Here is a 26,723-nt window from a genome sequence, read left to right on the forward strand (position 1 = left end):
ATTGGGATCGCGTTTTCCCGGCATGTGACCTCCGTGCTATGAAGAGCGTAATGAGTGTTGCTACCTCCATTTTGGTTCCATTGGAAAAGGGACAGCATTTATTTACGAAGCGGAAGTCGCTCCGCGTCGCGTGCAACGCTGCCGGTCGAATCGAGGCTTTGTTGATTCCGTGTTAAAAATCGAAAATGACGCGATGCATTGATTCAGCGCCCTGAGATGTTGCGGTCATATCAAAGGCCTTCATTGAACAGTTAATAAATCGCCTCATGCAGCTACATGCGAAATGTTTAGTTGGTCCAGCCTGAATCGGCAATCTCATTGTCCGGCATTTACCACATCAAATGCACGCACGTCTGTCGGGATTGTTTTAAAACACCCGGCAGGTCGGGGACGGGTTTCGAATACATGTTCATCGTGGTTAACCGCTTGGCTGCAACGGTTCATTGAACAATTAATTCGTGTCATGCATGCCTGGCGCAGGCACGCATGCAGTGTCAAGCCTGATTAAGGTTTGCAGTCGTCGGCCACATCGGCGGACAGGAGTCAATGCTTATTGCAGCGTTGTTGAAATCGCACCAGCATTCTTTTTATTGCAATTGCGTCATGATTAGTGAGTGCTTACAATCTTTCTCCGCCTGATCCAGACACGTTTGTTTGACTTTCGACTTGCGAGGAATTAATGAGCAACACCAGCGATCAATTGCATCTCCAGCTTATTGATAATGTTACCAGCTGCCTGCGTCACACCGACTTGCCTGCATTGCAGGCCTCCATGCGCGAAAAGGGTTTCGCGGTAATACGCGGCCTGTTCCGCGACAAACTGCTGCGGCAGCTGCAGGATGAATGCGCGAAGCTGATCGACAGGCACGGAGTCGAGCGCAATCTCCACATGAAGGAAACCGCCTATACGCCGCGCAGGATGGTCAATGTCAAGCGCGACAGGATCAACGAGCATGGCTTGCTGATACCAAGGATTTATGATGATCCCATGGTCAGGCGGCTGTTCGAGATCATTACCGGCGAGCGCTTTACGACCTGCCCATACACACCCGAGGAGTACATCATCAATTGCCTGTATCGTGCCGATGATACCCACGGCTGGCACTGGGATGACTACAAGTACGGGGTTGTATTCGCCGTCGAGACGCCTCCCGCTGAATCGGGCGGCTACGTACAGGTGGTACCGAATACGTCATGGAACAAGGACAAACCCAGCGTCGAGGCCGCACTCTTCAGCGGCCCCGCCTATGCCTTCAGGCTGGAGCCCGGCGATGCCTACATACTGCGCACCGACACCGGCATGCACCGCGTGAGCCCGATACAGGAAGGCACAAGCCGTGTGGTGGTCAACATGGTGTGGGCAGCAATGGACGAGCTCGACAAGCCTACTTCGCACGAGACCATGGAGACCTTGTTCGCATGACGGGCTTATTCTTGTCGGCATTCGGGCTTGGATTGATCTTCAATGCCTCGCCGGGTGCAGTGTTCGCCGAAACCGTGCGCCGGGGTATCGCTGGCGGGTACTTCCCGGCATTCTATGTACAGGTCGGCTCGCTGGCGGGAGATGCGACGTGGGCGGTGCTGGGCTTGGCTGGCGCGGGCATGCTGTTGCAACTGCCCTCCGTGCAGGTGCCCCTTTCCATCCTCGGCGCCATCTATCTTGCATGGCTTGGCCTCCAATCCTGCTTCAGCCGTCCGGATCCGGATCCGGATCAGGAAGCACCAAGCACGCAGTCCCGCGCAATGGACAAGGGAGCGCTGGCCAGCGGCGCGTCGCTGTCGCTGACCAATCCGGCCAACATTTTCTATTGGGCGGCGCTGGGCGGCGTGCTCGGCGCACTTGGGGTAGCGGAGCCCCAGCCTGCGCATTACGTGGTTTTCTTTGCCGGCTTCATGACTTCCTCGCTGCTCTGGTGCTTCGCTTGCGCCGGCCTGGTGCATGTGCTGCATCGTACGATGTCGGCAAGAACAACCATGTTCATCAATGTGGCTTGCGGCCTGGCGCTGATCTACCTGGCTGTGACTACTGTCATCAGCCTTATGCCAATTTCAAGCGAGTCAATCCTGTAAGCTTGCGTTTTCAGGTTTGGCTGCGGTTTTCAGGTTTGGCTGCGTTGTGCCCGCCGTCCATGGTTCTGCCATGGATGACGGGTGCGCCTTTCCAGAAAAGGCGTTCATCGATCCTTCTCGTGCTGCAATGACCTGGAGCTAAGTTTGAAAATCAACTACCTGGCGATGCTACGAAAAATCATGGATGCCGCGGATGCTGTGGATGTCCTTGAGCTTCAGGCTGGTTTGCCTGGCCGTCATGTGCGGCATGCGGATTTTCCGGGATCGCAGTTGCATCGTTGATGTCGGGAAGAGCCGGTCGGTCCAGCAAATCAACAAGACCTCTTGATTCAAGAAGATGTCTTGTTAAGTCAACGATTTCCCTTTCTCTGATTTCGTCGCTGATCACTCTGCCCAGCTGAATTTCGATATCGCGTTCTCCACCGGGTTCTTCGATTTCGAAACTGGCAAGGCGAGCGTTGATGCTTTGGTGATATTGGTCGCTGCTGAGCTGATCGACAATCCGCTCCTGCGCATTTTCATAGTTCTCCGGGTCCAGCCGCTTCAGTAATTCCAGCCAGGGCGACCATTGCAACGCAAGGTAGCGCACGAAACCATCCCGCTCGGATGCAATGACTTCCCGCGCTGCTGCGGTGTAATCTTCCTCACTCAGAGCGGCAATGTTTTCGAAAAGCATGCCAGCATCATCGATGGGTAGTGCCAGTAATCGCCGTAGCCGCACCTGAAGCGCAAGATAGACTTCAACGTCATCGGGAAGAGGGGGACGCGGCGTGGCGGCTTCGTCACCTTGCCACGCTTCGTGTGCTGCGGTCTGTTCTTCAATCTTGCGGCGGGCGAACAATTCCAGCCGCTCCATGCGATACCAGCCTCGTGCCAATGCAATGACTTCGGGCAGTCGCTCGTCATAGGCCCCGCTGTTGATCTGCGCCGCCAGATCAAGCATTTTCATGTGGTTGAATGAAAGCGTGATACGGTCATCACAATGTCCCAGCGCTTCTGCGCTCAATACCATTGTGGAGTTGCGCAGTTCCTGATCCATGGCAAGCCGATCCAGCCATTGCGTGATGTCGGCAAGCAGAATCGCATTGGAAAAATGGGTGGTCTCGCTCAGGCGTTCGAGAAAGCCGCTGAAGGCCTCAAAACTTCCATCATCGGGGACATCGTGCCAATGTGCCATTGCCCGCAGCCTTGTCTGGTCATCGGGATACCAATTGGCAATTTGACGGCGTAACAGCGCCGGGGCGGGCAGGTCATAGGTAATGCGCGGCAGGTTCGCCGACTCGTCTTCATGCATGAGGCTGATCAGTATCAGCCGATCCTGCGTATGCACGGTGAAAAGATTGCCACGAACATTCACATGACAATCCGGCCCGTACGAATCCATATCAAGCGTCAACGTATCGAAAAGATTGCGTTGTAGATCGAGCAAAGTCGGCCTGCCATTAAAGCGGGGAAGCGAGGCCAGAGAATTGCGGCTGAGATCGATTACCCGCAAGGTATCCGGAAGGTTTTCCAGGCTCACCAACCGATTGCTTCTGGCTTCCAGGTGCAGCAGGCCATCGGGCAGGCGTGGCAGACCAGAGAGATTGTTTCGGTTGACGATCAGAGTATGAACCGTATCCGGAATAGGCGGCAGTTCCGTAAAGTTGTTCAGGCTTATATCGCATATTCGGAGCCCCGATGGCAACGGGCCGTTCAGCTGCGTTATTGACGTATTACGTGCATCTAGTTCGATCAGGCCCTCGGGTAAGCTGGGCAAGGTCTCCAGCAGATTGTCAGAGATGTTTAAAACACGAAGGTCGGCCGGCAGTTCAGGAATTTGCCTTAACCCGTTCAGGCTGACATTCAGTTCATGCAATTCCCTTGGCAGAGGAGGAAGATCATGGAGGTTGTTGTCGCTGGCATCCAATTTCCTCAGGCTTGGTGGAATGCGTGGCAGCCACTCCAATTGATTTCCCCGGACATTCAATTCTTCAATTTGTCTCAAGGGAGCCATTATTTTATCCAGCTCATTGTTGCTGGCATCCAGCCTGATCAGCGTATCAGGAAGCTCGGGCAGATTTCGAATCTCGTTCGAAGCGATCTCCAGAACCCGTAGCTGCCGAGGCAGACCGGGCAGCTGCGACAGCCTGTTGCCACTGGCTGCCAACACTTCCAAGCCATCCGGCAGATCTGGAAGGCGGGTGAGCATGTTTTGCCGGACGTTCAAACGCCTTATCGTTGATGGAATATTCGGTAGATTTCTCAGTGCATTCTCGCTGGCATCCAGATCCTCAAGCATTGGGAAGGCGGCGTCACTCAGCTCCAGCTGGCCTAGCTCATTATTTCTTGCATTAAGATTGACAAGTGCTGGAGGCAAGCCAGGTAAACGTTTCAGGTTATTGGCTGCGATGTCCAGGATGCGAATGCCAGCAGGCACGAGTGGCAGCTCCGCCAGGCCGTTGCCTGCAAGATTCAAGTGCTGCAGACTCTCGCACCTCGCCACCGACCGCAGCAGTTCCTCATTGAGAACGCGATTCGACAGCTTAAGTACCCTGAGGCCGCGCGGAAGTGCGGACAAGTCTAGAGCAAGCCTCGGCTGATCGTCATGCATGTTCAGGTCCAGTTCCGCCAGGGTGTCGGGCAGCTGCTGCAGGCGTTCAATTGGCGACAATGCGGCATGGAGTTGCTCAAGGTTTGCGGGCAGGCTTCCTATCGTAGTGAGCCGGCGATTCTGGCTGATATCGAGCGCCCGCAGCGTAGCAGGAAGCTCCGGCATGGCCTCCAAGTCATTACTCGCAAGGATAAGCCTGCCAACAGGCGGAAAATCCGCTGGCAAGCTTCTCAAGCCCAATGCGTTTAAATCCAGAACATCCGGCCGCGGGTCTGCGTCATACCATTGATTCAGCGCCTGCAACGCGTTATGTCTTCCAGCGGCTTCGGTTTCGGACAGGCCGGACACCGAGGCCCAATCCCTCCATGCGTTGAGTGTTGATAATGGATTGCCATCGACATTGATCACTACCCCCTCGGGAAGATTCGGAGGCGCAGTTTTAAGTCCGAGATTGCTCAGGTCGATGAGTGAAGGACGTGGTACGGCCCGGCGCCATGCGCGAAGCCTTTCGAGCGCAGTATCCCGCTGCTCATATGGCAGGTGTGCTTCCTGTGCCCAAGCCGTCCAGGCCCGCTTGCTTTCGATATCCGCATGCCTGCGCATTCCTGCTGCGGAGTTCGGCCGAACTTTGCCGTTTGCTTTTGCGTAGGCCTTGTACAAGCTGGAGCGAATGGTATTTTCAAGTTGCCGAAGGCGTGGCTGCGCCCGACCATCGGTATTGCGGTCCTGATGCCGGATGTCGGCTGCCGCGTCGGCTCCTGATCGAGTTTCGATAATCTCCTCGTTCATGCGAACGTTGCGCATCCAGCTGGGAATGATCCGTCCTGCCATCGTCGGCTCTTTAGTAGATAGAAATGAACAAGCAGATGAGTGTTGCCAGCTTCACTTCGGTTCCGTCGAAGAATAAGTAATTGTCTGCCGCCGGGCCACGCGCTTCCAATCCGGCAGGTAACGCCAGCGGTTCCATCGCCGCCTTGGCCCCGGCACGGCAAGTTCCGAAACTGGCAAAGGTACAGCGCCCTTCATGTCAGGCTGACGGGAAACAAGCAGCCGTTCCGAAAATGGTTTTTCCTTGAAGTAATGCCATGTCCGGAACATTGCCGGAAGCGGCAACGCGGTTTCGACCGGTCATTGGCGCCAGCGGATACCGTTGACGCCATCCTGGATCACTACCAAACCACCCAAGCTTGCGATTTCTGCATTTCGGCCTGCGAACAAATTGTCAGTTTGGATGCTCTATTTGAAAAGATTTTTCCGGACTGCTTTCCTTGCAAACATTCTTTGCAGGAAGGCACCTTCTTTTCAACCAGCGAATGCAGCGATGACGATGCCGACAACCATGCCTTTTCTGCCCAGAATTTATTCCATCAGCCTGCAGCATGCGGGTACGACCGGTGAACTCGACAGCATCCTGGAGCGATGCACGGCATTGGGCTTCGATCACCTGCTGCTGGTGCGGGAAGCAGGCGACGCAAGCGGAAGTGATGCGGTGCGCGGCATTATTCAAGCAGCGCGGCGGCACAGGCTGAATGTGCTGCTGGATCTGGATGTCGGCAGCATAGGCAGTGATCCTGTCGTGGTGGAAACGCATGTCGACTGGTTCGAGCGGCGTGACGACAATAATGATCTGCCCGATCCGCGCCGCGACCCTCTGCAGGAAGTGCGGCGTGTGCCGCGCTACGGCGACAAGGAAACTTTCGACTGCATTTGCAGTTATTGGCAGGAACGCCTGGAAGCTTGGTTGACGGCAGGCATCGCAGGCTTTCGCTGCACCTCAGTCAGCGAGCCGCCGCCGGCCCTGTGGTCATGCATGATCGGCGCCATCAAGCGCAGCCGTCCCGATGCGCGCTTTCTGGCATGGACGCCCGGCTGCACGCCGCAGCAGATGGAAGCGCTGGCCGGATGCGGCTTCGATGCCACTTTCTCCTCGGGCGCATGGTGGGATTTCCGTTCGCGCTGGCTGGTGGAGGAAGAGGCGCGGCTGCAGCGCATTGCGCCGCCCATTGCCTTTCCCGACAGTCCCAATGAAGCCGTCATTGCGCGGCTGGCCGGCAACGAGGAGCCGGAAGCGCGGCGCCGCATCTACCAGCGTGCGCTGCGTCTGGCGGCTGCCACCGGCAACGGCATCCTGGTGCCGCAGGGCTTCGAGTCCGGCATTTCCGGTCTTGCCGGGCCGGAGAAACAGGGAGGGCAGGGCAGCATCGACTTGAGCGCGGATCTGCAGGAAGCCAATTCCTTTCTGGCCGAAACAGGCGCGCGCTTTTATCGCGGCACGCTGTGCATGATGAGCACGGTGGAGTCCGGCATCGCGGTGCTGCTGCGGGAAAGCGCCGCGTCCAACGGCGACGAGGCCTTGCTGATCGTGGCCAACTCAGACCCGATGCGCGCCTGCACGGTCAGCGAGGGCCAGCTGCTGGAACGCGCCGGCGGCTTCGTGCGCGACCGCAAGATATGGCCTTCGCCGGTCGAGCGCAGGGAGCGCATTCTGGAAAGCGACGGCATGCGCGACAGCGACCGCAGGCAGCCCGTCGACAAGAGCAGGAACGACAGGGAAGACGCGCAGGCGGTGGCGCTGGAGGCGGCCGGCTTCCAGCTCTTTCTGACCCGCCGCCTGCCGCCCATCGTGCTGCCGCAGGCAGGCGAGGATGCGGCGAAGGCCGCGCTGTCGCCGCGCATTGCCATCGAGGCGATCTCTCCCGCCTGCGACGACGGCCGCTTCCCGGTCAAGCGCACCGTCGGCGAAGTGGTCGACGTCGAGGCCGACGTCTTCGTCGACGGCCACGACAAGCTGGCGGTGGCGCTGCTTTGGCGCACCGCCGACCAGGCCGACTGGCAGGAAACCCGCATGCACCTTGTGTCCAACGACCGCTGGACCGCGCCCTTGCCGCTGACCCGCGTCGGCCGCTATGTCTTCGCCGTGGAAGCATGGAAGGATGTGTTCGCCACCTACCGCGATGAGCTGGAAAAGAAGACCACGGCCGGGCTCAACGTCAGCGTGGAACTCGAAGAAGGCAGGCTGCTGGTGCAGGCCGCGGCCGATCATGCCGAGGGCAGGGGCATCGGCAGCTTCGGTTATCTCAAAACCCTGGCCAACAGCCTGAAGAACGCTGCCAGCGATGCCGAGCGCGTGACCGCGCTGCTGTCCGAGCCGACCGCCGAAGCGATGCGGCAGGCCGATGCCAGGCCGTTCGCGGTGCGCAGCCAGCAATCGCTGCGCATCGACACCGAGCGTGTCGCCGCGCGCTTTTCCAGCTGGTATGAGTTGTTCCCGCGTTCGCAGAGCGGCGATCCGGCCCGCCACGGCACCTTCGACGATGTCATCAAGCGCCTGCCGGCCATCCAGGCCATGGGCTTCGATACGCTGTACTTTCCGCCCATCCACCCGATCGGGCGCAAGCACCGCAAAGGCCGCAACAACAGCCTGACGCCGGGGCCGGACGATCCGGGCAGCCCGTATGCGATCGGTTCGGAAGAGGGCGGCCATGATGCGATCCATCCTCAGCTCGGCACGCTGGAAGACTTCCGCCGCCTGCGCGACGAAGCGGCGAGGCACGGGCTGGAGCTGGCGCTCGACTTCGCCATCCAGTGCTCGCCCGACCACCCCTGGCTGAAGGAACATCCCGACTGGTTTGCCTGGCGGCCTGACGGCACCATCCGCTATGCGGAAAATCCGCCGAAGAAATACCAGGACATCGTCAACGTTGACTTCTATGCGAAGGGCGCCATCCCGGGCCTCTGGACGGCTTTGCGCGACGTGGTGCTGTTCTGGGTCAATGAAGGCGTCAAGGTGTTCCGGGTTGACAATCCGCATACCAAGCCGCTGCCGTTCTGGGAATGGATGATCGGCGAAGTGAAGGCGCGCCATCCCGATACCATCTTCCTGTCGGAAGCCTTCACCCGGCCCAAGATGATGTACCGGCTGGCCAAGGTCGGCTATTCGCAGTCGTACACCTACTTCACCTGGCGCCACACCAAGCAGGAATTCACCGAATACATGACCGAGCTCAGCCAGACGCCGGTCAAGGACTTCTTCCGGCCGCACTTCTTCGTCAACACGCCGGACATCAACCCGGTCTTCCTGCAGAAATCCGGCCGCCCGGGCTTTTTGATCCGCATGGCGCTGGCCACCACGCTCTCCGGATTGTGGGGAATGTACAGCGGGTTTGAGTTATGTGAAGGCACGCCGGTGCCAGGCAAGGAAGAATATCTGGATTCGGAAAAATACGAGATCCGTGCCTGGGACTGGCAGCGGCCCGGCAACATCATCCAGGAAATCACCTTGCTCAACAGGATCAGAAAGGAAAACCCGGCACTGCAGACGCACCTCAACATCCGCTTCCTGCCGGCGTCGAACGACAACATCCTGTTCTATATCAAGACCACGCCGCCCGCCGACAGCTGCGAGCGCTTCGGCGACAACGTGGTCATGGTGGCCGTCAACCTCGATCCCTTCAATGCGCATGAAGCGACGCTGGAGCTGCCGCTGTGGGAATTCGGCGTGCCCGACGACGGCGTACTGGAAGTCGAGGATCTCGTCAATGGAAGCCGCTTCGGCTGGCACGGCAAGCACCAGCAGCTGAGGCTCGACCCCTTCGTCTGCCCCTATGCCATCTGGCGCGTTCGCCACACCAGCAGCACAAGTCACGCAAGCCTCACTGGTCACACTGGAGCCTGAATATGGATCGCCGCAGCATACCGAGAAAAACAAGTCCGCAGCCGGGCCACAACTTCAGCGACGATCCGCACTGGTACAAGGATGCCATCATCTATCAGCTGCATGTGAAGTCCTTCTTCGATTCCAACAACGACGGCATCGGGGACTTCGCCGGCCTGATCGACAAACTCGATTACATTGCCGACCTCGGCGTCAATACCGTCTGGCTGCTGCCGTTCTACCCGTCGCCGCGCCGCGACGACGGCTACGACATCGCCGAGTACAAGGGCGTGCATCCCGACTACGGCAGCATGGCCGATGCCCGGCGCTTCATTTCCGAGGCCCACCGGCGCGGCCTGCGCGTGATCACCGAACTGGTGGTCAACCACACGTCCGACCAGCATCCCTGGTTCCAGCGGGCGCGCAAGGCCAAGCCCGGTTCCGCGCAGCGCAACTTCTATGTGTGGTCGGATACCGACACAGCCTATGACGGCACGCGCATCATCTTCTGCGATACCGAAAAGTCCAACTGGACCTGGGACCCGGTGGCCAATGCGTTCTTCTGGCACCGCTTCTATTCGCACCAGCCGGATCTGAACTTCGACAATCCGCAGGTGCTCAAGGCGGTGCTGAGCGTGATGGAGTTCTGGCTCGACCTCGGGGTCGACGGCCTGCGCCTGGATGCGGTGCCCTACCTGATCGAGCGCGAGGGCACCAGCAACGAAAACCTGCCCGAAACGCATGACATTCTCAAGCAGATCCGCGCCGCGGTCGACCGCGACTATCCGGGGCGCATGCTGCTGGCCGAAGCCAACATGTGGCCGGAAGACGTGCAGCAGTATTTCGGCGACAACGACGAATGCCACATGGCCTTCCACTTCCCGCTGATGCCTCGCATGTACATGGCGCTGGCGCAGGAAGACCGTTTCCCGATTTCCGACATCCTGCGCCAGACACCCGAGATTCCGCCCGACTGCCAGTGGGCCATCTTCCTGCGCAACCATGACGAGCTGACGCTGGAAATGGTGACCGACAAGGAGCGCGACTACCTCTGGAACTACTATGCGTCGGAAAAGCGGGCCCGCATCAACCTCGGCATCCGCCGTCGCCTGTCGCCGCTGCTGGAGCGCGACAGGCGACGCGCCGAACTCCTGAACAGCTTCCTGCTGTCGATGCCCGGCACGCCGATCATCTATTACGGCGACGAGATCGGCATGGGCGACAACATCCATCTCGGCGACCGCGACGGCGTGCGCACCCCGATGCAGTGGACCTCGGACCGCAACGGCGGTTTCTCGCGCGCCGATCCGGCAAGGCTGGTGCTGCCGCCCATCATGGACCCGCTGTACGGCTTCCAGGCGGTGAACGTGGAGGCGCAGTCCGCCGATCCGTATTCCATGCTCAACTGGATGCGGCGCATGCTGGCGGTGCGCAAGCAGCATTGCGCGTTCAGCCGCGGCTCGCTGACCATGCTGTATCCGAACAACCGCCGCATCCTCGCCTACCTGCGCGAGCACGGCACAGGCGACAATACCGAGACCATCCTCTGCGTGGCCAACGTGTCGCGCTCGGCGCAGGCGGTGGAGCTGGATCTGTCGGCCTATGCGGGCCGCGTGCCGCTGGAAATGATCGGCGGCTCGGCCTTTCCGCCGATCGGGCAGCTATCCTACCTGCTGACGCTGCCGCCCTACGGCTTCTACTGGTTCCTGCTGGCCGCCGAAACCCGGATGCCATCCTGGCATACGCCCGCGCCGGAACCGCTGCCCGAGCTGCAGACCCTGGTGCTGCGCCAGGCCATCACCGAACTCTTGGAGCAGCCGCGCCGCGGCACGCTGGAAAGAGACATCCTGCCGGCTTATCTGCCGAAGCGCCGCTGGTATGCGGCCAAGCAGGAAGCGCTGCAGTCGGTACGCATCGCGCTGGCAACGCGCCTGCCTGCGGCGCAGTCGCGCCCCAACGTGATGCCGACCATGCTGGCCGAACTGGAGACCACCACCGCCAGCGGCACCGAGCGCTACCTGCTGCCCTTCGGTTTCATCCGCGAGGAAGACATCGTCACCGCGCTGCCGCAGCAGCTGGCGCTGGCGAGAATACGGCGCGGCCGCCATGTCGGCCTGCTGACCGATGCCTTCGTGCTCGATTCCTTCGCCTATGTGATCGTCGAGCTGATGCGCGAGAACACCGTCATTGCTTCCGATGACGGCGAAGTGCGCTTCATTGCGACCGACGCGCTGCAGACGACGGAGACCAGCGCCGAACCGGCCATCCGCCGCCTGTCCGCCGAGCAGTCCAACAGCTCGCTGATCATCGAGGACAAGATCGTGCTCAAGGTGATCCGTCATATCGCGCCGGGCATTCATCCCGAGGCCGAGATGGGCCGCTACCTGACCATGCTCGGCTTCGCCAACATGCCGGCGATGCTGGGCGAGGTGACGCGCAGCGCGGCTGACGGCACGCCTTATACGATGATCATCCTGCAGCAGTTCATCGACAACCAGGGCGATGCCTGGCAGTGGACGCTCGATACGCTCGCGCGCGCCATGCAGCAGGCGACAGTGCCGGAGGGCGCGGCTTCCGACATCAGCACCGAGATCGCCCATCCGCAGGAAGAGCTGGTCAGCCTGGCCATCAATCTCGGCCGCCGCCTCGGTGAAATGCATGCCGCCCTGGCAACGCCGACCGACAACCCCGACTTTGCGCCGGAGGCGGCTACGGAAGACGATGCCAGGGCCTGGGCCGAAGGCGCGCGCCGGCAGCTTGATGCTGCGTTCGAAGTCTTGCGCGGGCAGTCGCAATGGAGCAGCGAGGCCGAGGGCCGCCGGGTCGAACGGCTGGTCAGCCAGCGCGATGCGCTGCTGCAAAAGCTCGATGCGCTCGCGGCCGCCGGCATCGGTACGCTGCGCACCCGCATCCACGGTGATTTCCATCTCGGCCAGGTGCTGGTGGCGCAGGGCGATGTGTATATCGTCGATTTCGAAGGCGAGCCCGCCAAGCCGCTGCACATGCGGCGAGAGAAGATGAGCCCGATGCGCGACGTCGCCGGCCTGATCCGTTCCTTCGACTACGCCGCCGCCTTCGCCGGGCGCAGCGGCCCGACCGACCTCGGCGAAGCCGAGGAGGTGCGCAAGCAGCAAATCATCCGCGACTATGCGCCGGACAGCCAGGAAGCCTTCCTGAAGGCTTACCGCGAGGCCGCCTACGCCGGCGCGTTCAAGGCATCGGAGGAAGCCGAGCGTGGCCTGCTGCAGCTGTTCGTGCTGGAGAAGGCGGCTTATGAAGTCTGCTATGAAGCGGCCAACCGTCCGACCTGGGTATCAGTCCCGGTCAACGGCATGGCCAAGATTGTCGATGAATTGCTGAGCGGGGCAGAAGGAGAACAGTCGCATGGCTGAGCGTACCGAAGACATGATGGATATCGATCCGAAAACCCTGGATGCCGTGCTGCATGGCAGGCTGTCCGATCCGTTTTCCTTTCTCGGCAGGCACCGCGCCGGCGACCGCACGATTGTGCGCACCTTCCAACCCGGCGCGCGCGCCGTGGACCTGGTGGAGCGCATTCCGGGCAACGACGCCGGCGGGCGGCTGATCGAATCGCTCTACAACGTCAACCAGACCGGCCTGTTCGTCAGCGGCGGCACGCTCGGGCAGAATCAGGATTACCTGCTGCGCATTACCTGGCCGACGCCGAACGGCGACTTGGTGCAGTACACCGAAGATCCCTACCGCTTCGGCCTGCTGCTGGGCGACCTCGACATCCACCTGCTGGCCGAAGGTCGCCATCTCGAACTCGGCCGCTGCCTCGGCGCCAATCCGATGACGGTGGACGGCATCGCCGGCACCCGTTTCGCGGTGTGGGCGCCGAATGCGCGCCGCGTGTCGGTGGTGGGCGGCTTCAACCAGTGGGACGGCCGCCGCCATCCGATGCGCAACCGCGTCGAGGCGGGCGTCTGGGAACTCTTCGTTCCTCGCGTCGGCAGCGGCACGCGCTACCAGTATGAAATCGTCGGCGCCGACGGCAATGTATTGCCGCTGAAGGCCGACCCGGTCGCGCGCGCCACCGAGGCGCCGCCCTCGACGGTATCGGTGGTCGCTTCCGACGTGCCCTTCAAATGGACGGATGATGGCTGGATGGCATCGCGCCGCCAGCGCCATGCGCTCGACGCTCCGCTATCGGTGTACGAGGTGCATGCCGGCTCCTGGCTGCGGATCCTGGAAGAAGACGGCCGCAGTCTCAACTGGCATGAACTGGGCGACCGCCTGATTCCCTATGTCGCCGGCATGGGCTTCACCCATGTGGAATTTTTGCCCATCATGGAGCATCCCTTCGGCGGCTCCTGGGGCTACCAGCCGCTCGGCATGTTCGCGCCGTCGGCCCGCTTCGGCACGCCGGCCGGCTTCGCTTCCTTCGTCGACCGCTGTCATGCGGCCGGCATCGGCGTCATCCTTGACTGGGTGCCGGCGCACTTCCCGTCGGATGCGCACGGCATGGTGCGCTTCGACGGCACCGCGCTCTACGAGCACCAGGATCCGCGCGAGGGTTACCATCAGGACTGGAACACCCTGATCTACAACCTCGGCCGCAACGAGGTCTGCGGCTTCCTGATCGCCAGCGCGCTGGAATGGCTGGAGCATTTCCACGTCGACGGCCTGCGCGTCGATGCAGTGGCTTCCATGCTCTACCGCGATTACAGCCGCAAGGCCGGCGAATGGATACCTAACAAGTACGGCGGACGCGAAAACCTGGAAGCGGTGGATTTCCTTCGCAATCTGAACCAGACCGTGGCGGAGCGCTGCCCCGGTGCAATGGTGATTGCCGAGGAATCCACCGCCTGGCCCGGCGTGTCCGCGCCGGTCTCGGAAGGCGGCCTCGGCTTCACCCACAAGTGGAACATGGGCTGGATGCATGACACGCTGCGCTACATGAGCTACGACCCGATTTACCGCCAGCACCATCACCACGACATGACCTTCGGCCTGATCTATGCGTTCTCCGAGCGCTTCGTGCTGCCGATCTCGCATGACGAAGTCGTACATGGCAAGGGCTCGCTGCTCAACAAGATGCCGGGCGGCGACGTGCACCAGAAGCTGGCCAACCTGCGCGCCTATCTCGGCTTCATGTGGACCCATCCCGGCAAGAAACTGCTGTTCATGGGCTGCGAGATCGCGCAGCATACCGAATGGAACCATGACAGCTCCCTCGACTGGAACCTGCTCGACGTGCCCGGCCACCGCGGCATACAGCGGCTGGTGCGCGACTTGAACCGCCTGTATGCGGGCGAGCCCTCGCTGCACCGCAAGGACGTCAGCCACGAAGGCTTTGCCTGGGTGATCGGCGACGACAGCGCCAACAGCGTGTTTGCCTTTCTGCGCAAGGGCGGCGAAGGCGATCCGCCGCTGCTGGTGGTGCTGAACATGACCCCGGTGTCGCGCGAGAACTACCGCATCGGCGTGCCAGGCGGATCGACGGGACCGGTGACCTGGCGCGAGATCCTCAATACCGATTACCAGGTCTACGGCGGCACCGGCATGAGCAACGGCGAAGTCCGCAGCGACAACGAGGGCAGGCACGGCTTGCCGCAATCGCTGGTGCTCAAGCTGCCGCCGATGTCGGTGCTGATGCTCAAGCCCGTGCAGCCTCTCGGTTGAGCATGGCGATCGGCATTCCGCATTCCCTGACTTCGCTGCCAAGGATGGAGGCCGGCTCCGCCTATCCGCTGGGCGCCGCTTATGACGGCTACGGCACCAATTTCGCGGTGTTCTCGGCGCATGCGACCAAGATCGAGCTCTGCCTGTTCGATCCGTCGGGCCGGCATGAAGTGGCGCGTTTCGCGCTGCCCGAGTGCACCAACGAAGTCTGGCATGGGTACCTGACCGGCGTGCATGCCGGCACGCTCTACGGCTACCGCGCCTACGGGCCGTACCAGCCGGAGCAGGGCCATCGCTTCAATCCCAACAAGCTGCTGATCGACCCCTACGCGCGGCAGGTGCATGGCCAGCTGCGCTGGAGCGACATGCTCTACGGCTACCGCTACCATTCGCCGCGCGCGGACCTGTCGTTCGACCATCGCGACAGTGCCAGCGTCATGCCCAAGGCGGTGGTCACCGACGAGTGCTTCAACTGGTACGGCGACACGCATCCCAACATTCCCTGGGACCAGACCGTCATCTATGAAACGCATGTGCGCGGCATGACCATGCGCGCCGAGCACATTCCCCAGCGCCGGCGCGGCACCTTCGCCGCGCTGGCCGATCCTCGGATCATCGCCCATCTGCAGCGCGTCGGCGTCACCGCCGTGGAGCTGCTGCCGGTGCATGCCTTCCTGCAGGACAGGCGGCTGGTCAATCTCGGCCTGAGCAATTACTGGGGCTATAACACCCTGTCGTTCTTCGCACCCGAGCCGCGCTACCTGTCGGACGGCTCGCCCAACGAAATGAAGCAGGCGATCCGCCAGCTGCATGCGGCCGGCATCGAAGTCATCCTCGACGTGGTCTACAACCATACCTGCGAGGAAGGCGAGCTGGGGCCGACGATCTCCTTCCGCGGCTTCGACAACGCCAGCTACTACCGGCTGCATCCGAACAACCGGCGCCACCACATCAACGATACCGGCTGCGGCAACACCGTCAACATGTCGCATCCGCGCGTGATCCAGATGGTGATGGATTCGCTGCGCTACTGGGTGCAGGAATTCCATGTCGACGGCTTCCGCTTCGACCTGGGCGTGACACTCGGGCGCGAACATTACGGCTTCGATCCCGGCGCCGGCTTCTTCGATGCGCTGATGCAGGACCCGGTGCTGTCGCGCGTCAAGCTGATCTCCGAACCTTGGGACATCGGACCCGGCGGCTATCAGGTGGGCACGCATCCGCCGGGATTTGCGGAGTGGAACGATCGCTTTCGCGACGACGTGCGCAGCTTCTGGCGCGGCGACGCCGGCAAGCGCGGCGCGGTGGCCGCGCGCCTGCTCGGCTCGGCCGACCTGTTCAATCACCATCGACGCCGCTCCTGGGCCTCGGTCAATTTCATCACCGCCCACGACGGCTTCACGCTGCAGGACCTGGTCAGCTACAACCGCAAGGACAATGCCGCCAACGGCGAAGGCAACCGCGACGGCAGCGACGAGAACCGCAGCCGCAACTGGGGCGCGGAAGGGCCGAGCGACGATCCGGCTATCCGCGCCACGCGCGAGCGGGTGAAGCGGGCGATGCTGATGACGCTGATGTTGTCCAACGGCACGCCGATGTTGCTGGGCGGCGACGAGTTCGGCCGCACCCAGAGCGGCAACAACAATCCCTATTGCCAGGACAATGAGCTGTCCTGGTTCGACTGGAGTCTTGCCGATACCGATGAAGGACGTGCCCTGATCGATTTCACGCGCCGCTGCATCGCGGCCCGCCTTGCCACGCCGACGCTGCGCAGCACGCGCTTTCTCGCTCCCGCGTTGAAAATTTTGCATGGCATGCCGGATATCAGCTGGTTCGACGAGACCGGCAGCGAAATGACGCAGGAGCGCTGGGACTTTTTCGAGGGACGCCTGCTGGCGCTGCGGCGTATCGCGGGCCATCCCGAAGCGGGCGTGATTTCTGCTTCGCTGCTGCTCCTGAATGCGTACTCGGAGAACCGCAGCTTCGTTCTGCCGAAGCCGGTCATGCCCTGGCGGGTGCTGCTCGATGCCGCCGAAGACCAGGGCAGAGAAGAGATCAGGAGGATCGGAGAGACGAGAGAGACCAAGGCAGGCAAGGGAACGCACCATGCCCGCGGGCAAGCGCATCGCGGCGTGGAAAACAACATGATCAACGTCTCCGCGCACAGCGCGGTTTTACTGGTAGCCGACAATGTCAACATTTAATCCGAGCTTTGGAGCACAACTCATTGCGCCCAACCGTACACGCTTCCGCCTGTGGGCGCCGGGCAAGCAGCAGGTCAGGCTCGACATCGAGCATGGAGACAGCCTGCCCATGCGGGCGCTGGAAGACGGCTGGTTCGAAGTCGAGGCCGAGGTCGGTGCGGGCACGCAGTACCGCTACCGCGTCAGCGACGATCTTGCGGTGCCCGACCCGGCATCGCGCGCCCAGGCCGGCGACGTGCACGATGCCAGCATCGTCTGCGATCCGAACGCCTATGAGTGGAAGAATGCCGGCTGGAAGGGCCGGCCCTGGCATGAAACGGTGCTGTACGAACTGCATCCCGGCGCCTTCGACGGCTATGCCGGCGTGGCCAGGCTGCTGCCGGCGCTGGCCGACCTCGGCATCACCGCCATCGAACTGATGCCGATCGCCGATTTTCCGGGCGCCCGCAACTGGGGCTACGACGGCGTGCTGCCGTATGCGCCGGATGCGGCCTACGGCACGCCGGAAGCGCTCAAGACGCTCATCGATACCGCGCACGGCCACGGCATCATGGTGTTTCTCGATGTGGTGTACAACCACTTCGGTCCGGACGGCAATTATCTCGGCGCGTATGCGCCCTCCTTTTTCCGCGACGACATCAAGACGCCCTGGGGCCAGTCGATCGATTTCCGCAAACCGCAGGTGCGCGACTATTTCATCGAGAATGCGATCTACTGGCTGACGGAATACCGCTTCGACGGCCTGCGCTTCGATGCGGTGCATGCGATCAGCGAAAAGGACTTCCTGGTCGACATGGCCGAGCGCATCCGTGCCACCGTGCCGTCCGACCGCCATGTGCACCTGGTGCTGGAGAACGACGACAACTCCGCCAAGCTGCTGGAGCAGTCGCCGCGCCTGCTGTACAACGCGCAATGGAACGACGACATGCATCATGCGCTGCATGTGCTGCTGACCGGCGAGCGCGAGGGCTATTACGTCGGCTATGTCGGCCAGCCGGAAGAAAAGCTGGCGCGAGGCCTGGCCGAAGGTTTCATCTACCAGGGCGAAGCCTCGATCTATCCCGGCGGCGAAAAGCGCGGCGAGCCCAGCGGCCACCTGCCGCCGACCGCCTTCGTCAACTTCCTGCAGAACCACGACCAGATCGGCAACCGCGCCTTCGGCGAACGCCTGACCGCGCTGGCCGACCTGCATGCGCTGCGCGCGGCCAGCGCCTTGCTGCTGCTGTCGCCGAACATTCCCATGCTCTTCATGGGCGAGGAATTCGGCGCGACCCAGCCCTTCCTCTTCTTCACCAGCCACCTCACGCCCGAGCTGGCCGATGCGGTGCGCGAAGGCCGGCGGCAGGAATTCGCCAAGTTCTCCGCCTTCACCGACCCCGACAAGCGGGAGAAGATTCCCGATCCGAATGCGGAACAGACTTTTCGCGATTCCATTCCCTTGGCCGATGCCGAACTGGCCGGCGCATGGCGCGACTGGACCAGCGCTCTGCTCACCATCCGCCGCGAGCAGATCGTGCCGCGCCTCCAGGGCGCAAAGGCGCTCGGCGCGGAAGTGCTCGGCCCCGCTTCGGTCAAGGCCCGCTGGAAGATGGGCGACGGCCGCGTGCTGATGGTCGCGGTCAACCTCAACGATGTGCCGGTGAAGATCGACTACGAGCGGCTGGCCGACGGCAAGGGCGGCACCATCCTGTTTGAGACCGACGGCGTGGAAGACGCCGCGCCGGCGGGGCAGTTGCCGGCGTATTCCCTACTCGCGGTCCTGGAGCCTGAAGAATGAACGACGCCGATATCATTGAACTGGCCAAGGCCGCTGGCCTGGTGCAGGACTGGGTGTCCGCCAGCGGCGAGCCCAAGAAAGTCGCGCCGGATGCGATGCGTGCCATCCTGGAAGCGCTCGACCTGCCCTGCGGCACGGCCGAGGACTGCGCCGCAAGCCGCGAAAAGCTCAGGCAGCTGGATGACGGCAGCACGCTGCCGCCGCTCGTCACCGGCGTGATCGGACAGCCTGTGAAGCTCGGCCTTGCGGCTTCGCTGGCCGGCAGAAGTTATCGCATCGAACTGGAAGACGGCGGCGAGCAGAACGGGCAGTTCGGCGGCGACGCCACGGCCGGATTCGAGCTGCCGCCCATCGACCGCCCCGGCTATCACCGCCTGCTGGCCGGCGACCAGGAAACCACGCTGGCGATTGCGCCGCCGCGCTGCTTCGGCGTGGCCGATGCATTGGCTGCGTCGCCCGGCCTGCGGCGCGATCCGCGCCTGTGGGGCCTGGGCGTGCAGCTGTACTCGCTGCGGCGCAATGGCGACGGCGGCATCGGCGATTTCGGTGCGCTCGCGGCGCTGGCGCGCAAGGCGGCGAAGCATGGTGCGGCGGCGCTGGCGATCAGCCCGGTGCATGCGATGTTTTCCGCCGATGTGCATCGTTTCAGTCCCTACGGGCCTTCGAGCCGCCTGTTCCTCAATGCGCTGCATATCGATCCGAACGCCGTGCTGGGTGCGGAAGCCGCTGTATCCGCAATCGCCTCGCTGGGCGGCGACGCCGCACAGCAGCTAGGGCGCCTGGAGCAGGAAGAGCTGGTCGACTGGCCCGGCGCCGCGACATTAAAACTTTCGCTGCTGCGGCGTCTGTACGAGCGCTATGTACAGGTCGGCAATACCGAGGAGTTCGATGCCTTCCTGCGCGAGGGCGGCGATGCGTTGCGCGACCATGCGCGTTTCGAAGCCATTCACGCGGCGCGCATTGCCGCCGGCGAGAACGGCGACTGGCGCAGCTGGCCGGAAGGCTTGCGCGATCCGCGCGGCGCGGATGTGGAAAGCTTCGCCCGGCAGCATGCGGACGAGGTTGGCTTCCATGCCTTCCTGCAGTGGCAGGCGGCCAAGGGATTAGCCTCCGCGCAGAAGGCCGCGCGCGAAGCCGGCATGCCGATCGGCCTGATCACCGATCTCGCCGTCGGCGCAGACAGTGCAGGCAGCCAGGCATGGAGCCGGCAGACCGAAATCATCAACGGCCTGTCGGTAGGCGCACCGCCCGACGTGATGAACACCAAGGGGCAGAGCTGGGGCATCGGCGCCTTCTCGCCGGTGGCGATGAAGGCCAAGGGTTTTGCTGCTTATCTGGAAATGCTGCGCGCCACCTTCGCCTATGCGGGCGGTGCGCGCATCGACCATGTGCTCGGCCTCGGCCGCCTGTGGCTGGTGCCGCACGGTGCCACGCCTGAGCACGGCGCCTATCTCACCTATCCGATGCAGGACCTGCTGCGCCTGATCGCGCTGGAGTCCTGGCGCCACAAGGCCATCGTGATCGGTGAAGACCTCGGCACCGTGCCGGAGGGCTTCGACAAGCTGCTGGCCGATGCCGGCCTGCTCGGGATCCGCGTGCTGCTGTTCCAGCGCAACCAGGACCGCTTCTTCCGGCCCGACGAATGGCCGGCCAGCGCCATCGCCACCACCACCACGCATGATCTGCCGACCATCGCCGGCTGGTGGCAAGGCCGCGACCTCGACTGGCGGCGAGACCTGGACCTGCTGGCCACCGGCGAGACCGAAGGCGATGCCCGCCGCAGCCGCGACCGCGAACGGCACGAAATGTGGCAGGCCTTCAACCAGATCGGGTGCGCTGGCGGCAGCTTGCCGGATTCCACCGCGCAAGCCGCACCGCTGGAGGCGGCGATCGATTTCATCGGCCAGACGCCGGCGCCGCTGGCCATGCTGCCGATCGAGGATGCCCTCGGCCTGCCGGAGCAGCCCAACCTGCCCGGCACCATCCATGAACATCCCAACTGGCGCCGCCGCATGCCGCAGAACGTCGACACCATTCTCGATGAACCGGCCGTGGCGGCGCGGCTGGCCATACTCAACCGTTCCCGTTCCCCAAGAGGAGAGCATTGATGTCCATCCCGCGCGCAACTGCCCGCTTGCAGCTGCATAAAGACTTCACCTTCGACCAGGCGGCCGAGGTGGTGCCGTACTACGCGTCGCTTGGCATCAGCCATATCTATGCATCGCCGGTCCTGACTGCGCGCAGCGGTTCCAACCACGGCTACGACATCGTCGACCCCACCCGCATCAATCCCGAACTCGGCGGCGAGGAAGGCTTCCGCCGCATGGTGCGCCGCATCCGCGAAGCGGGCATGGGCCTCATTCTCGACATCGTGCCCAACCACATGGGCGTGGGTCCGGAGAACCCGTGGTGGCAACATGTGCTGGAATGGGGCCAGAAGAGCCCGTATGCGCGCTGGTTCGACATCGACTGGAACCCCGCCGATGAAACCCTGCAGGGCAAGGTGATGGCGCCCTTCCTCGGCCAGCCCTATGGCGAGGTGCTCGGCTCGGGCGAACTCAAGCTGCAGTTCGACGAGCTGCGCGGCAAGTTCTTCGCCAGTTATTACTCGCACCGCTTTCCGATCGCTGCGGCAGGCTATGCCGAGCTGCTGAAGTCGGCCGGGTCGGAGCGCCTGGCGCCGGCGATTGCAGCCTTCGAGGAAGGCCGCGACGAGAACGGCGACATCACCCAGCAGAATGCCGACATGGGCTTCGGCCTGCTGCGTGAGCTCGGGCACACGCCCGAAGGCGCCGCCGACATCGCCGTGGCGATCAACAATTATTCTGCCTCGACGCCCCAGGGCATCGAGGCGCTGCATGGCCTGCTGGAGCGCCAGCATTACCGGCTGGCATGGTGGCGCTGCGCGGCCGACGGCATCAACTGGCGGCGCTTCTTCGAGGTGACCGACCTGGCCGGCGTGCGCGTCGAGCAGGACGATGTCTTCGAAGCGACCCATGCGCAAATCTTCCGGCTCTATACCGAAGGCCTGATCGACGGCGTGCGCATCGACCATGTGGACGGCCTGGCCGATCCCGGCGCCTACTGCCGTAAGCTGCGCCGGCGCCTGCAGGCGCTGACCTCGCAGCGGCCGCCGGAACTGCCGCCGGCGCCGGCCTACATCATCGTGGAAAAGATTCTCGCTCCCGACGAGCAGCTGCGCAGCAACTGGGAAATCGACGGCACCAGCGGCTACGACTTCATGGACCGCGTCGGCGCACTGCTGCATGACGGCGAAGGCAAGCAGGCACTCACCGATTTGTGGTGCCACCTCACCGACCACCAGCACAGCTTCGACGAGGAAGTGCGGCAGGCCAGAAGGCAGCTCCTTGCCAGCAACCTGTCCGGCGAATTCGAAGCGGCATCGCGCGCGCTGCATGCGGTGGCGCGCACCGACCTGCGCACGCGCGACTATTCGCTCGGCGCGATCCGGCGCGTGTTCGCCGAACTGCTGGTGCATTTTCCGGTGTACCGCACCTATGCCGACAGCAACGGGCGCGACGAACTCGACCAGCAGGTGATCGACCGCGCGCTGGAAAAAGCGCGCCAGAGCGTGGACCGCAACGAGGGCGCGCTGCTCGACGTGATCGCCCGCTGGCTGGGCGGCGATGCGCCGCGCGATTCCGCCAATCCTCGCGTGCGCGCGCTGCACCAGCGCGCCATCACCCGCTTCCAGCAGCTGACGCCGCCGCTGTCGGCAAAGTCTGTGGAGGACACGGCCTTCTACCGCTACGGCCGCCTGCTGTCGCGCAACGAAGTCGGCTCCGACCCGGCCCAGTTCTTCATCCCGGTGCAGGAATTCCATGAAGCCAACCGCATCCGCGCGGAACGCTTCCCTTACTCGATGCTGGCCACCGCCACCCATGACCACAAGCGTGGCGAGGATGTGCGTACCCGCATCGCGGCGTTCAGCGAAATTCCCGAGGAATGGTGCCGCACCGCCCGTGAATGGATGCAGCTCAATGCCGGCCTGCGCACGGAACTGCCGGCAGACGATGCCGGCCCTGCAGGCATCGCACCGCATCCCGCCGATGAGCTCATGCTTTACCAGATGCTTGCTGGCGCCTGGCCGGTTGGGCTGCAGACTAACGACGCCAAAGGGCTCAAGCAGTTCGCTGCGCGCATCGAAGCCTGGCAAACCAAGGCGCTGCGCGAAGCCAAGCAGGTCAGCGACTGGGTGATGCCGAACGAAGCTTATGAAGCCGCATGTACGAAGTTTTTGCACGCAGTCCTCAAGCCGGGTGAAGGCAACCGCTTCCTGTCCGAGCTGTCGGCTTGGGTACAGACGGTGGCGCCGGCCGGCATGATCAAGAGCCTCGCACAGACGGTGCTGCGCATGACTTCGCCCGGCGTGCCCGACCTTTACCAGGGCACCGACTTCTGGGATTTCAGCCTGGTTGATCCCGACAACCGCCGCCCGGTCGACTATGCCGCGCGCCGCCAGGCGCTGGAACGTACCGATGCCGGGGAATCGGTATCGGGAGCCGACGCCTGGAGCAGCGGTGCTATCAAGCAGCATGTTGTTGCCCGCACGCTGCGCTTCCGTACGCAGGAACCCGACCTGTTCATGCGCGGCGACTATCTGCCGCTGGAGATTGAAGGTCCGATGGCCGGGCATGTGATTGCCTTCATGCGCCGCCATCAGGACAAGTCCCTGCTGGTGGTGGCAACGCACCTGCCATGCCGTCTGCTCGGCAGTGAGCGCCAACCCGCGATTGCTCCCGATGCATGGCGAGAGACTGCTGTCCGATTGCCGCAGGAACTGTCTGCCGGCATGCACGACCTGCTGAGCGGGAAAATGCAAGCTGCAGAAGGAGGCCGCTTGCTGCTCAGCCAGGTATTGCAGGACTTGCCGGTGGCGCTGTTGTTCAAGGGCACTGTTGATGAAGCATCCGCGTTCAGTGCCGCTCAGGATGCAAAACTGGCCCCTGACAGCAAGGACGCAACGGCGGAAACCGAAAAGGAGAGGGCGGGACCGACCTGACATGCCTGTCGTGCAATGCGCATCACCGTACAAGCGGGAACCGTTTCCGGCGCAGTTCCCGCGCACCTCTAATAACAATGCCGCTCATGGAGTGACCGATATGGACCATCGCCGCAGCAGCCGATTCTTGATTGCCGCCAGCCTGTGCGTCTGCCTCGCTGCATGCTCGCGTTCCGGCACCGACGAGGCGCCGCAGTCGCCGCAATCCCCCCAGGCACCGCAAGCCGCCGCACCGGCGGCACCGGCACCCGCAGCCGCTCCCGTGACCGGCTCGGGCGTCGAGCTGCCCAACTTCGTCAACCTCGTCAAGCAGCAGGGGCCGACGGTGGTCAACATCAGCGCCACCCGCCACGCGCAGCAGCAGGGCGTGCCGAATCTGCCGGAAGGCCATCCGCTGCGCGAATTCTTCCGCCGCTTCGGCCGCCAGCAGCAGCCCGATTCCGGCGAAGCGATCGCCGCCAGCCTCGGCTCCGGCTTCATCATCAGCGAAGATGGCTTCGTCCTGACCAATGCGCATGTGATTGCCGATACCGATGAAGTCATCGTCAAGCTGACCAACAAGCGCGAATACAAGGCCAAGGTGGTCGGCGCCGATCCCTATACCGACGTGGCGCTGCTGAAGATCGACGCCAAGGGTCTGCCGATGGTGAAGGTCGGCGACCCCGGCAAGCTGGAAGCCGGCGAATGGGTGGCCGCGATCGGTGCGCCGTTCGGCTTCGACAACAGCGTCACGGTGGGCGTCGTCAGCGCCAAGGGCCGCCTGCTCCCGAACGGCAGCTACGTGCCTTTCATCCAGACCGATGTCGCGGTCAATCCCGGCAATTCCGGCGGACCGCTGTTCAGCACCCGAGGTGAGGTGGTCGGTATCAATTCCCAGATCTACAGCCAGACCGGCGGCTACATGGGTATCTCCTTCGCCATTCCCATCGATCTCGCCATCGGAATTTCCGAACAGCTGCGCCAGTCCGGCAAGGTCACGCGCGGGCGCATCGGCGTGCAGCTGCAGGAGCTGACCATGGACCTGGCATCGAGCCTGGGCATGAAGGATACCCAGGGTGCGCTGGTGGCTGCGGTGCAGCGCGGCGGCCCGGCCGACCGCGCGGGCATCCGTCCCGGCGATGTCATCCTTGCGCTCAATGAGCAGCCGGTCCAGAGCACCGCGGACCTTGCGAGGTTAATTGGAGGCACGCGTCCCGGCACCACGGTGAATGCGCAGATCTGGCGCTCGGGCAATACCGGCAGCGTCAAGCTTACGGTGGAAGCGCTCGAGTAAAAAAGCCGGGGTGGGCAGGTGCGGCCCCGACATCGTTGAACAACAGCAGATAACGGAGTTTCACCCCAACGCAATGACCCTGCCGGATACCCCGACTCTCGCATGGAGCGCCGCATTCGCCGGCATGGTGTCCGTTTTGCTTCTTGTTATCTGGTCGATCCGCCGTCATCGTGATCCAGGCCTGCGCATCAACTGCGACGCCGCGATCGATGAACTGATTCCGTCGCTGACCGGGCTGACCTTCAGCACCGCCATACCGGGAAACTTGGTTGAAGTGATCGAGAACGGCGCCTTCTTCGACGCGCTCCTCGACAGCATCCGCGCCGCCAGGCATACGGTGCATTTCGAAACCTTTCTATGGAAGGAAGGCGAAATCGGCGGGCGTCTCGCTGCAGCCCTCGCAGAGCAAGCCACGAAGGGCAGAGGCGTCCGTGTTCTGCTCGACGGCACCGGCGCTCGCAAGCTCGGCGATGCTGCCCGGCGCAGGATGGAAGATGCAGGCTGCAAAGTGGTGTTCTTCCATCGCTTTCGTTTGCGCAATATCGGCGTGCTCAACGACCGTACGCACCGCAAGATGGCGATCATCGATGGCCGCGAAGCCTTCGTCGGCGGCCATTGCATCGTCGACGACTGGCTCGGCAATGCAGAAGACGGCAAGCACACCGGAGATGTCAGCGTGCGGCTGCGCGGACCCATCGTGCACAGCGTTCAGTCCGCCTTCAGCGAAAACTGGACCGGCGAAACCGGCGAACTCTTCGTCGGCGACAAGGTATTTCCGCCGCTTGCGCCGCAGGGCGACGTGCTTGTCCACGCTGCATTCGCCAAGCCGGAGGGCTCGGCGCCGGCAGTGAAAATTTTGCACCATACCGCGATCTGCCTTGCCCGCAAGCGCATCTGGATCCAGAACCCTTACTTCATTCCCGAGCCGGACGCGATCGATGCCTTCGGCCAGGCCGTATCACGCGGTGTCGATGTGCGCGTGCTGATGCCGTCCATCGGCGGCACCGACAACCCCATGGTGCAGCATGCCGGTCATCGCAATTTCGAGAAGCTGCTGCGCTGCGGCGTCCGGCTGTTCGAATATCCGCATACGCTGCTGCACCAGAAGATCATGACCGTCGACGGCGTATGGTGCGCAATCGGCTCCAGCAATTTCGACGACAGGTCGTTCGAGACCAATGATGAAATCATGCTGGGCATGCTGAACGAGGCGACCACGCGCCGGCTGGATGCCATTTTTGAGAAATATGCGGCGCGGGCCAGGGAGATCTCGCTGCACGACTGGAGCAGGCGAGGCGTGCTGCACAGAATGACCGATCATGCCTGTTACATGATCAATGAGGTGCTTTGACAGGCTGGAGCAGCCCCCATTTCAATCGGACATCGTGCTTTTCATAACGCCTAGGAATAGACCTAGGCATATGACTATGTCTTGGAGTAGAAATGGAAAGTATCGAGGTCGTAACCAGCGTCCAGCGCCGCA

12 protein-coding genes are annotated in these 26,723 nt (G+C 62.7%); 11 read left to right on the forward strand and 1 reads right to left on the reverse strand.

Annotation, left to right across the window (positions count from 1 at the left end):
• The first annotated feature begins 679 nt into the window (after window positions 1-679).
• Window positions 680-1,423: a HalD/BesD family halogenase gene (locus IGW03_RS22535; RefSeq protein ID WP_194724781.1), complete on the forward strand. Its 744-nt coding sequence runs from the start codon at window positions 680-682 to the stop codon at window positions 1,421-1,423.
• Complete coding sequence (locus IGW03_RS22540) at window positions 1,420-2,070, forward strand: LysE family transporter (RefSeq protein ID WP_194724782.1); 651 nt, start codon at window positions 1,420-1,422, stop codon at window positions 2,068-2,070. The genes IGW03_RS22535 and IGW03_RS22540 overlap by 4 nt, the downstream gene beginning before the upstream one ends.
• Before the next feature lie 178 nt (window positions 2,071-2,248).
• Here IGW03_RS22540 and IGW03_RS22545 read toward each other — a convergent pair whose 3' ends face one another.
• Window positions 2,249-5,494 (reverse strand): NEL-type E3 ubiquitin ligase domain-containing protein, encoded by a 3,246-nt coding sequence (locus IGW03_RS22545; protein ID WP_194724783.1) that lies wholly within the window; start codon window positions 5,492-5,494, stop codon window positions 2,249-2,251.
• Window positions 5,495-6,002: 508 nt separating this feature from the next.
• Between IGW03_RS22545 and IGW03_RS22550 the strand changes: the two genes are divergently transcribed.
• The 9 genes from IGW03_RS22550 (at window position 6,003) to IGW03_RS22590 (ending at window position 26,591) form a co-directional block, all read left to right on the forward strand.
• Complete coding sequence (locus tag IGW03_RS22550) at window positions 6,003-9,338, forward strand: maltotransferase domain-containing protein (protein WP_228535944.1); 3,336 nt, start codon at window positions 6,003-6,005, stop codon at window positions 9,336-9,338.
• A gap of 2 nt (window positions 9,339-9,340) precedes the next feature.
• Window positions 9,341-12,709, forward strand: a complete 3,369-nt coding sequence (gene treS / locus IGW03_RS22555; protein WP_194724785.1) for a maltose alpha-D-glucosyltransferase — start codon at window positions 9,341-9,343, stop codon at window positions 12,707-12,709.
• On the forward strand, window positions 12,702-14,963 hold the full coding sequence (gene glgB, locus IGW03_RS22560; RefSeq protein ID WP_194724786.1) for a 1,4-alpha-glucan branching protein GlgB: 2,262 nt from the start codon (window positions 12,702-12,704) through the stop codon (window positions 14,961-14,963). Before treS ends, glgB begins: the two co-directional genes overlap by 8 nt.
• A 2-nt stretch (window positions 14,964-14,965) precedes the next feature.
• Entirely contained in the window at window positions 14,966-17,167 is a 2,202-nt protein-coding gene (glgX, locus tag IGW03_RS22565) for a glycogen debranching protein GlgX (protein WP_194724796.1), read from the forward strand.
• A complete protein-coding gene (gene treZ / locus IGW03_RS22570) occupies window positions 17,154-18,944 on the forward strand; it encodes a malto-oligosyltrehalose trehalohydrolase (RefSeq protein WP_194724787.1) in 1,791 nt (596 codons plus the stop codon). The genes glgX and treZ overlap by 14 nt, the downstream gene beginning before the upstream one ends.
• Window positions 18,941-21,052: a 4-alpha-glucanotransferase gene (gene malQ / locus IGW03_RS22575; RefSeq protein WP_194724788.1), complete on the forward strand. Its 2,112-nt coding sequence runs from the start codon at window positions 18,941-18,943 to the stop codon at window positions 21,050-21,052. Before treZ ends, malQ begins: the two co-directional genes overlap by 4 nt.
• Window positions 21,052-23,967, forward strand: a complete 2,916-nt coding sequence (gene treY, locus IGW03_RS22580) for a malto-oligosyltrehalose synthase (protein WP_194724789.1) — start codon at window positions 21,052-21,054, stop codon at window positions 23,965-23,967. Before malQ ends, treY begins: the two co-directional genes overlap by 1 nt.
• Window positions 23,968-24,067: 100 nt before the next feature.
• Window positions 24,068-25,240, forward strand: a complete 1,173-nt coding sequence (locus IGW03_RS22585) for a Do family serine endopeptidase (RefSeq protein WP_194724790.1) — start codon at window positions 24,068-24,070, stop codon at window positions 25,238-25,240.
• 73 nt (window positions 25,241-25,313) lie between these two features.
• Window positions 25,314-26,591: a phospholipase D-like domain-containing protein gene (locus IGW03_RS22590; protein ID WP_194724791.1), complete on the forward strand. Its 1,278-nt coding sequence runs from the start codon at window positions 25,314-25,316 to the stop codon at window positions 26,589-26,591.
• Window positions 26,592-26,723: the final 132 nt, after the last annotated feature.

The sequence above is a fragment of the Noviherbaspirillum malthae genome (assembly GCF_015352985.1).
Taxonomy (GTDB): Bacteria; Pseudomonadota; Gammaproteobacteria; order Burkholderiales; family Burkholderiaceae_D; genus Noviherbaspirillum; species Noviherbaspirillum malthae.